Source organism: Macrococcoides caseolyticum, from assembly GCF_002902665.1.
Classification (GTDB): domain Bacteria; phylum Bacillota; class Bacilli; order Staphylococcales; family Staphylococcaceae; genus Macrococcoides; species Macrococcoides caseolyticum.
This window is the reverse complement of record NZ_PPRM01000021.1, coordinates 1-7689: the sequence shown is the minus strand read 5'-3', so window position 1 is coordinate 7689 and position 7689 is coordinate 1. Positions and strand designations below refer to the sequence as shown.

The 7689-nt window shown below is 26.8% G+C and carries 10 protein-coding genes; 3 read left to right on the top strand and 7 right to left on the bottom strand.

Annotated elements, in window-relative coordinates; translation table 11 throughout:
* Positions 1-147 precede the first annotated feature (147 nt).
* Complete coding sequence (locus tag CD152_RS04185) at positions 148-354, bottom strand: hypothetical protein (protein ID WP_101151215.1); 207 nt, start codon at positions 352-354, stop codon at positions 148-150.
* A gap of 193 nt (positions 355-547) precedes the next feature.
* Between CD152_RS04185 and CD152_RS04180 the strand changes: the two genes are divergently transcribed.
* Both CD152_RS04180 and CD152_RS04175 read left to right on the top strand, forming a co-directional pair.
* Entirely contained in the window at positions 548-1174 is a 627-nt protein-coding gene (locus CD152_RS04180) for a DUF536 domain-containing protein (RefSeq protein ID WP_101151214.1), read from the top strand.
* A 46-nt stretch (positions 1175-1220) separates the two neighbouring features.
* Positions 1221-2105 carry a nucleotidyl transferase AbiEii/AbiGii toxin family protein gene (locus CD152_RS04175; protein ID WP_169926158.1) on the top strand — a complete coding sequence of 295 codons (885 nt, stop codon included), beginning with the start codon at positions 1221-1223 and terminating at the stop codon, positions 2103-2105.
* On the opposite strand, the gene CD152_RS04170 is transcribed toward CD152_RS04175, so the two are convergent.
* The 3 genes from CD152_RS04170 to CD152_RS04160 all read right to left on the bottom strand — a co-directional run bounded on the left by CD152_RS04170 (position 2089) and on the right by CD152_RS04160 (position 4222).
* Positions 2089-2967 carry a type IV toxin-antitoxin system AbiEi family antitoxin domain-containing protein gene (locus CD152_RS04170; protein ID WP_101151212.1) on the bottom strand — a complete coding sequence of 293 codons (879 nt, stop codon included), beginning with the start codon at positions 2965-2967 and terminating at the stop codon, positions 2089-2091. The two genes, CD152_RS04175 and CD152_RS04170, sit on opposite strands and share 17 nt — an antisense overlap.
* Before the next feature lie 398 nt (positions 2968-3365).
* Positions 3366-3896 (bottom strand): DUF2812 domain-containing protein, encoded by a 531-nt coding sequence (locus tag CD152_RS04165; RefSeq protein WP_232755759.1) that lies wholly within the window; start codon positions 3894-3896, stop codon positions 3366-3368.
* Positions 3897-3901: 5 nt separating this feature from the next.
* A complete protein-coding gene (locus CD152_RS04160; RefSeq protein WP_101045352.1) occupies positions 3902-4222 on the bottom strand; it encodes a PadR family transcriptional regulator in 321 nt (106 codons plus the stop codon).
* A 273-nt stretch (positions 4223-4495) separates the two neighbouring features.
* Here CD152_RS04160 and CD152_RS04155 point away from each other — a divergent pair, with 273 nt between their 5' ends.
* Positions 4496-5065 carry a tyrosine-type recombinase/integrase gene (locus tag CD152_RS04155; protein WP_103214434.1) on the top strand — a complete coding sequence of 190 codons (570 nt, stop codon included), beginning with the start codon at positions 4496-4498 and terminating at the stop codon, positions 5063-5065.
* Between the two features lie 186 nt (positions 5066-5251).
* On the opposite strand, the gene CD152_RS04150 is transcribed toward CD152_RS04155, so the two are convergent.
* Genes CD152_RS04150 through CD152_RS04140 form a run of 3 tightly spaced genes read right to left on the bottom strand, consistent with a single transcriptional unit; the run spans position 5252 to position 7452 of the window.
* Entirely contained in the window at positions 5252-5779 is a 528-nt protein-coding gene (locus tag CD152_RS04150) for a hypothetical protein (RefSeq protein ID WP_101033749.1), read from the bottom strand.
* A gap of 12 nt (positions 5780-5791) precedes the next feature.
* Positions 5792-6781, bottom strand: a complete 990-nt coding sequence (locus CD152_RS04145) for a hypothetical protein (protein ID WP_101152129.1) — start codon at positions 6779-6781, stop codon at positions 5792-5794.
* A gap of 2 nt (positions 6782-6783) precedes the next feature.
* Positions 6784-7452, bottom strand: a complete 669-nt coding sequence (locus CD152_RS04140; protein ID WP_101033719.1) for a S8 family peptidase — start codon at positions 7450-7452, stop codon at positions 6784-6786.
* Positions 7453-7689 lie beyond the last annotated feature (237 nt).

The window sequence follows — 7689 nt, the reverse complement described above, 5'->3', positions numbered from 1 at the left end:
CTCACTGGTTAGATCAACGTAAGGATTAAGACGGCATACCAGCACCTAAAAAACCCCCTAACTGTTCCAGCAGTCAGGGGGTTCGGTGTTTCCATGGAATTTCTACTTGTTAACTTTATTATATCTCATTCAGTTTTCTTTGTAAAACTAATCAAGTACATAGATATACTTTATAGCATGTTTAAAAATCGTTATTTCTCGTCCATCTTCTGTTTCAATGTAAATCTCATATTTCGCGCTGAATAAATATGTTCCAGTCACAGCTTTGCCATCAAGGAAAACAACCTTAATCTTTTCACCTTTTTGATGATAAAAACCATATTTTCTTTTTTCTTCTTTAATTTCCTCAGACATTTAATCACCTCATATCAGTATTGTTATATGACTATTATATATGATTTTACTGGATTTATATACTTATTATACAGCTAATCAAACAAATCATATAATTGATTTTATGTATCGTATAAATTAGTATATAAGGTTAATGATATCAAGTATAATAATCGTATAAGATAATATATGAAACGTAAAAGGGAGCGTAAAAATGGTTTATTCACTTAAAGAGCTGTCAGAAAAGATGGGTGTAACTAAAATGACTGTTTTGAATCATGCGAAGAGATTAGATATAGAATTAGAGAAAAAAGATAATGCGCTAGTTATCACTAATGAACAAGCATTGAAGATAGGAGAAAGTATTAACAATCAAAAACCATTAGATGAAAAATTAAATTTAGAAACGATTTTTGACGTCATAAATCAAGAAATTGAAAATAATAATGATGATCAAAAGGAAATTAAAGATAGAGAATTACAAAGTGATATAGTTAAACTATTGAAGCAACAATTAGAAGATAAAGAAAAACAGATATCCTTTTTAGAAAATCAAATGAATGTTAAAGACAATCAAATCAATAAGTTAAATGAAACATTAGATAATCAACAGAAGTTATTACATAATCAACAATCACTAGCACTGCAAAGTAATGAAAAGATAGAAAAACTAGAAGATAAGTTATCTTTAATTAATAATTTAAAAAATGAAAATCAGAATAAGGAAGAACCTTCTACTAATATATCTATTAATGAAAATAAAGTAGATGATTTTTATCAAGATTTGAAGGAAAATAACGAAAAAGACAACAAAGGATTCTTTTCTAAATGGTTCAAATAAATAATTTTTTAGAACAATTAAAATGGTATGTAATAAGGAGATTATGATGCGAGTATATGATAAAGATAAGATTAGGAAATTAGTAATTATAGGGATGTTTTCGGATGATTTAATTTTAAATGATTTCTCTTTAAAGGGTGGAAACGCACTCTCAATCGCATATGATATTAATAATAGAGCCTCTATGGATATAGATATCTCTATGAAAGGTGATTTAAATGATATAGATATTACAAAACAACAATTAGAAAATTTATTAGAGAATAATATTAGAAAAGTGTTGAAAACTGAGGATTTAGATTTAATAGATTTCAAATTTATAGATAGCCCTAAAAAAACAGACAAACCTAATTGGGGTGGGTATCGAGTATCATTTAAGGTGATTGATTTGTCTATTTCTAATCAGTTTGACGGAGATATAGAGAAAATAAGAAAAACTAGTATTGCGTTAGGAAAAGATAATAAGAAAGATATGACGATAGATATAAGCAAATATGAATATATAGATCATTCTATAATTATAGAAATAAATGATACATTGGTAAGTTCATATTCACTATTAATGATTGTTGCAGAAAAACTACGTGCAATATGCCAACAAATGCCTGAGTATAAAGAAATTATGAATATAAAAACATCTCCTCGTCCCCGAGATTTTTATGATATATTTACTATATTTAATCATGAAAAAGAATTATATGATGAATTTTTGTTAGAAGAAAATAGGGATATAATAAAAAAAATGTTTGAAATAAAAAATGTCCCGTTAACTTTAATTAATAAAATCAAGCTAACGGGAACAAAAGAGTTTCATGAAATAGCATATAGCTCTGTAGAGCAATCAATTGGAAAAGATGTACATAATAAAGGTTTTTCTTTTTATTACGATTTTGTCTGTGAATTGATTGAAAAAATTAATCTAGATGCTTAGGATAATATAACTTCCATTTAGAAGAGTAATTACAATTATTAATATTAGTGTTGTAATCTAAATAAAAATCATAATCCATTCCAAGAGTTAAAAACATATCAACAATTTTACCTTGTAATCCTATATATTCTAAAATAAATCCTAATGCTTGGTGATAAGGATATATAGGATTCATTCTTTTTATATATTTATATAATTTATTTATGGAGATATTGTTCTTAGCAGCTTCAAAAATATTAATGACTTCATCAATACCACCACAATATTGTGGTCTCATTAAGCAATCAATCAATGTTCTCTCTAAATCTGTATATTTATATTCCCCTTCTATAATTCCGATAGAGTCATAATTTTTACTTTCCAACCAATATATATAGGCATTTTGATACTCTGCTTTTCTGTTAGTAAATCGCATTGGTTTACTAAAGGCTCTATTTATACTTTCTTGTTCTAACAATCTCGTAGTTTCTTTCTTTTTACTAAGTTCTGTACTAATAAAAACGTTTTTGACTACGTTATTAGATAGGTCATGAATCATGACTGCTGAATAATGAGAAAAATAAGCTTTGGGTGATAAACTAATAGCTATATCTTCTTTAGAATATTGATGTTTATTTTTAACAAATCGTCTAATTGATCTGTTAGGAAATTCTAAATATATCTCTTTTAAGATATTATTATTTTTGCAAAAATAAATAAAATCCTCAACATCCATTCTTAAAGATAATTTCCACTCATAAGCATGCTCTCTGTAAAATTCTTCTATTTCATAAACGGTAAAAATATTTTTTTTATAAAATTCGATTTTATCTCGAATATCATTTTTAAAAACAGACATTTTCTGATATTTTGTAATCCCCATTTTTTTCTTCCTTTTTGGATGTAATAAAGTATATATACTTTATTACACACTAACATTTAGAATTTGTCAAGTTTTAAATGTTGAAAAATAAACAAAACTTGACAAATAAAATTAAAGTATATATACTTTAATTAATTATAATGAATTGAATTTTATTAAGATAAGTAAATCCAATCGATGAAATTGGCCTATAACATCGATTTTAGAAGAATATAAAATATATGTAGACTAAGGATACACTCTAATCAAATAATCGATTAGAGTGTTTTCTCTTTAATTATTATTTACTTTGATTGTCGTTCTTGTATGTAACACTATGGTAAGTATATTACTTAGTAAAAGATTATAGAGGAACTATTGCTTATAATATACAAGAATGAGCACTAATTATTTAGTACTCATTCTTGTATATTACGTTCTTCTTTGAGTTTATTATTTTTGATAATTAACTTAGCTAACATAAACACATAAAAACTAACTAATATTATGAATATCACTATTAGTATTACTTTAAATGATGAAGATAAAGTATCACTTAACATTCCAGGAATAATTGCACTTATACAAGGAAGCAAACTGCTTAGAGCGATTATGGCAAAAATTTGTATAACACGAGCATTTTGTTCTATTCTAGAATCAATATCAGAATAGATTTCAAATGATTCTTCAAAACTTTCAACTTCTTTTAAGAAATATCCCCAATTTCCAACTTCAGAAATATATTGAGCATTTGTTTCTTCAATAAAATTGATGAATTCTTTTTTATTTTCAGGCATAAAAGCTAATCGTATTTTATATTTTTTATCTGTTTTATTAAAAACATAATTACCTAAAGATGCTTTTTTAAGTACATATCCTTTTAGTGCCATTTCATTCAGCCATTTTTCTTCTTTCTCTGCACTTGAAGCTATAAAAAATCGTCTTATCACTTTCTTCAATATAATTCACCTCTCAAATATAAATCTCCGTTGGTTACCAGTTCTTTTAATCTTAAAATTTCTTGTTGTAGAACTTCTATTCCAATATCAGTGATTTGATATTCTTTTTTACCTTTAGGACCATTTTCACTGACAAGTTCGATCCACTCTTTTTTAATTAAGGTATTTAGAGCGCCGTATAGTGTTCCAGCAGCCATATTAATACGGTCATTGGAGAGTCTGTTAATCTTTTGAATAATACCGTAACCGTGCAACGGTTCTTCTAGAGATAATAAAATATAGTAAATACTTTCTGTTAAAGCTATTTTATTATTCATATCGCACCTCTTTATATCGTGTTATTATATATCGTATAACGATATATTAATCTATATATTTATAATTTGCAAGTCTTTCAATATTTTTCATTTACTAGTAAACTAGTGTTCTGTTGGAGGGGTAGATAATTTTTAAATTTAAATAATGTAACATAATATAAATTATGTTACATGATAAATCCCTACACAAAAGGGGTTTATTTTTATGCCTAAAATAATGTATCATAACGATATCAATACATACATTATACGTATCATATAGGAGTGATTTTAATGAATAGTGTAGAACCAATTCGAGACGTGAAAAAGATACAGGAGATGAAAGCAGCACTGGCTTATTATGGATCAGAAAGAGATGTATTTCTGTTTAACCTTGGAATTAACTGTGGTCTGAGAGTGAGCGATATGTTGGGGCTTAAGAAAAAAGATATTAAAGACTATACGATTAAACTAAGAGAACAGAAGACCCGTAAACAGAAACAAATCCCCCTTTATCATCTAAAGGAGGACATTGATCGTTATATTCAGTTCCTGGAGGATGAAGATTATCTGTTTAAAAGCAATAAACTCGATTCTGATGGCAATGATAAACCGATTAGTCGTGTACAGGCTTATCGAATCCTCAATCATTCAGCAAAATCAATCGGTTTAAGTGAAATCGGTACCCATTCCATGCGTAAGACCTTTGGTTACCATTACTACAAGAAAACGAAGGATGTCGCTTTGTTGATGGATCTATTTAATCATTCATCTCAGTCTGTGACACTTAGATATATTGGGATAAACCAAGATATAATGAATGATTCAATTAGTAATGTTATGCAGAATATATTCAAACAATAAATTTATTTATTAAATTTATGATTCGTAAAAAAAGTGCTTAATCTGTACAAACAGACAAGCACTTAATAATGATATGACTTATTAAAAATACTACTGAATAGTAGGATACGTATGATTTTATGAATACATAAGTATACCTAGTTAGTAGATAACTGTTATACATCATAATTTTCTATTAATTGTGTTCTAAATTTTTAAAAACCCGTGTTTCACTAACATATCTAAATATGTTTGGAAATATGGATCATTAATATTTCCTTCATCCATGCCCTTAATTCCACCATAACAACACATTAATTCCTGTAATTTCATAGATCCCCAAACATAAAGATAGCTCACATTCTTTTTATCTTTAGTCTCAATAAATACTGACATAGCATGCTCTTCATTATGCTTAACAATCAAAGTATCATAATCATATTTATCTTTCATATCAGGAGAATAATCGTAGTCATCTTCGTCTAAGTCAATTCCAATATCATCAAACTCATCCTTGAATTGTTTTAATACATCTGGATCTTCTATAACATACATTTTATAAATATCCTTATATGTTACTTCTTCATTATTTTTAAGATCCGTTTTAGACATATTTTTCAAAGGTATTTCAAAGGCTTTTAAATCGTTGGTTAAAATAGTTTCTACTTCATTAATACTATAAGTAAAATTTTCTTTATATTTATTATATTCATCCAATATGACCTTATAATTCATTAATATTTCCTCCTAATATACTGGTTTAGATCCATAAAATGAGTGCATAGCTGGAGTTCTTTTATACGGATGATAATGATGGTATTGTTCATTTTTATTTTTTATTGATAAATTAGTTTCGTTTATTGGGCTGCCTTTTGGATTTACTCCTTGTGCAACTTTTTTGGCATAACTACGAGAAACTGACCATACATCCTTAAACTCTTTGTTATATTTTCCTCGTCTAACTGCTGCTGCATAGGAAATACCTGCACTTTTTCTATAGATGTATACTTTACCATCTTTCAACTTAGCTTTATAGTAATTATATTTTCTATTTTTAGTATTAATAATTTGTGCTGCGACTTTTCCTAGCCTTACTAACTCTATGCCTTTATATACTATTACAGCAGATGCTGCTAATGCTAATATAACTTCTGCACCATAAATAACTAATGGAATTGCAAATGGAATATTATCATGTACTTCATTAGAACTAACAATTTGAGTTTCTTTAGTTCTTGTGTCAGTCATTTTAACTTTCATATCATTTGTTGAATTATCATAGATTTCAGATAAATACTCTTGCTTTTTATCTATCTTATTATCTATTACTTCTGTAGTAATAACGTCTGTATTTAAATTGAAGTTATAGACAATTTTGTGAGTATTATTTTCAGTATGCCCCATTACTTTAATGTTATTTTCATTCGCTGTATACTTGTCAACAATTAGTCCTTTTTCTTGAAGTTTATTTATAATTGTTTCCTTTTGTGAAATAGCCTCTTTTGAGATTGTTTCATCAACTGCTTTTTCTATTTCTAATGTGTCTGTTTGTTCATTATTTACATTCATGACAGGGGTACTAATTTCTTCTTGAATTGTTTTGTAGTTAGTATCCTCTATGTTTTCACTTTCAAATGTATCAGTATTTTCAACTGCACGAGCTTGTGATAAAGGGGCAACACTTGTAGTCATAACAACGAATGCTACTGTTGATAAAATTTTTTTATTAAATATCATATTTATTTCTCCTTTTTAATTATACTGTTTATATATTTTCCTGTACATATAGCCGTAGCAAAAGAACTTCCCTTGACTCTATAGTAATTACCTTTTTGATTAATAACATTTAGATTGTCTCCCAAACAATATTCATCTGATTTCTTAGAAGGATTCATTACGCTGATTTCCCCATATTCATTAAGAGAGCCAACTGAAGTGACTGATTCGTACTGAGCCGGATAATCCATCTTCGTACCAAAGCTATTTCCCGCCGCAGCAAACACTTTTATATTATTTTTTTTAGCTTTGTCTATAGCAGTTTTAACTTGTTTGGAATCTTCAAAAATACCATTACTTAAATTTATAATGTCAACATTTTTATCAATTGCATCATTAATTAGTTGGGCATATTCATTTGCAGTTCTTTTATTTAATACAAAACTATAATATTTTACCCTGTTACTTTTGGCATACTTATTTATTAAATACATTACTCCAGTACCATGACTACCTCTAAAGTTTTCTTTTTGCTCAATATGTAAATTTTTAAAATTACTTAGTTTAGTGTTTATACCAGTATCTATTATCGCTACTTTCACCTTAGCTGTACTTTTATTATAAAAATAAAAGCCTACAAAAATTACTAATACAACACTTGTAATTACAAAAAATATATTTTTTATAATCATTCCTCCTTTCAATATAAAAGTAGTTTATACAATTCTAGAAATACTTTATTTATGTTATTCTATTAATTTATTATTTAATAGTTCTAATATAATTATGCGCTATATCATTTCTAGAATAATATTTTTTGTAAGAATTGCTTTAGATTTAATTTGAAAAAATTATATAAATAAATATAAATATAAGTAATAAATAGAATTATTTGTTAATTTTATCATAGAATACATCTTTGCAATTAA

Bases quoted from the DNA above. Each gene is read 5' to 3' on its own strand.
- CD152_RS04150 (WP_101033749.1), bottom strand. From the start codon at position 5,779: ATGAATTATAAGGTCATATTGGATGAATATAATAAATATAAAGAAAAT.
- CD152_RS04185 (WP_101151215.1), bottom strand. From the start codon at position 354: ATGTCTGAGGAAATTAAAGAAGAAAAAAGAAAATATGGTTTTTATCAT.
- CD152_RS04160 (WP_101045352.1), bottom strand. From the start codon at position 4,222: ATGAATAATAAAATAGCTTTAACAGAAAGTATTTACTATATTTTATTA.
- CD152_RS04175 (WP_169926158.1), top strand. From the start codon at position 1,221: ATGCGAGTATATGATAAAGATAAGATTAGGAAATTAGTAATTATAGGG.
- CD152_RS04170 (WP_101151212.1), bottom strand. From the start codon at position 2,967: ATGGGGATTACAAAATATCAGAAAATGTCTGTTTTTAAAAATGATATT.
- CD152_RS04145 (WP_101152129.1), bottom strand. From the start codon at position 6,781: ATGATATTTAATAAAAAAATTTTATCAACAGTAGCATTCGTTGTTATG.
- CD152_RS04140 (WP_101033719.1), bottom strand. From the start codon at position 7,452: ATGATTATAAAAAATATATTTTTTGTAATTACAAGTGTTGTATTAGTA.
- CD152_RS04180 (WP_101151214.1), top strand. From the start codon at position 548: ATGGTTTATTCACTTAAAGAGCTGTCAGAAAAGATGGGTGTAACTAAA.
- CD152_RS04155 (WP_103214434.1), top strand. From the start codon at position 4,496: ATGAATAGTGTAGAACCAATTCGAGACGTGAAAAAGATACAGGAGATG.